Below are 1,053 nucleotides of genomic sequence, written 5' to 3'. Positions count from 1 at the left end.
TGATGAAGACCCAGAACGATGCAGTGAGTTATTTCCCTTTATTGTTTTCTCCCTTGTTAAAATTTGATTATATCCCTTTACAATTTATTCTTCTTTTTGTTTCTTTGGTTCTTAGTTTGTTTCTCTTTGATTCTTTTTTACGCTCGATTGTTTCGCTTTGTTTAAACTTCAGATTGTTTTCTTGTTTCACTTTTTTTAAGTAACTTAGACCATCTAGGGAAAGTATTATATCAGTTTAAAAAAATACTGCTCCATTAATTTTTTTAAGTAGTTAAGAAAAACCTTGATTCCAGTATAAATAGAAAATCATTTTTCCCAATCCCTGAGTACTAACTCCCGATTCATTTTTTTACATTCACATTAGAAACAATCTTTAATGACGACTAGAAAAATTAATCCGATCGCTCAACTGCCTGAGAGTTTGGCCTAAGTTTAAATCATTCTTTTGTAGCTGGGCAATCTTATCGCAACTATATATAACAGTTGTATGGTCCTTTCCACCAAAAAACTCCCCAATTTTTGGCAGACTTAAATCAGTATGTTGTCGCATCAAAAACATTCCAACTTGTCTGGCCAAAGTAATTTCTCGTTTTCTAGAACTTCCTTTTAAATCTTCTATAGACACATTAAAAACTTCTGAAACAGCCTTAATAACTGCTTCTGGAGATGCCTCTAATTTTTCATTTTGTGGATTTAAAATAGGTGCGACATTCTCTACAGTCATCGGCAAACCTGAAATAGAAATATAAGTAACAACCCTAGTCAAAGCACCTTCCAACTCCCGAATATTTGAAGGATATCTAGAGGCGATATACTCTATTACATCCCTAGGCAAAATCATATTTTCATACTCAGATTTTTTCAGTAAAATTGCCATCCTAGTTTCCAGGTCTGGAGCTTGAATATCAGCAATTAATCCCATAGAAAACCGAGAGCAAAGACGTTCTTGTAAACTAGGAATTTGATTAGGAGGTCTATCGGAAGCCAATACTACTTGTTTGCCAGCTTCATGCAAAGTATTAAAAGTATGAAAAAACTCTTCTTGGGTATATA

At 33.4% G+C, this 1,053-nt stretch carries 1 protein-coding gene; it reads right to left on the bottom strand.

The features are described from left to right. Positions 1–373: 373 nt before the first annotated feature. The coding region (locus F6K13_RS34545; protein WP_287290161.1) for a chromosomal replication initiator protein DnaA at positions 374–1,053 on the bottom strand (680 nt) is incomplete at its 5' end.

This window comes from Okeania sp. SIO2B9 (assembly GCF_010672505.1).
GTDB classification, from domain to species: Bacteria; Cyanobacteriota; Cyanobacteriia; order Cyanobacteriales; family Microcoleaceae; genus Okeania; species Okeania hirsuta.
Note: the sequence above shows the minus strand (reverse complement) of the source record. Positions and strands in the feature narration are given on the sequence as shown.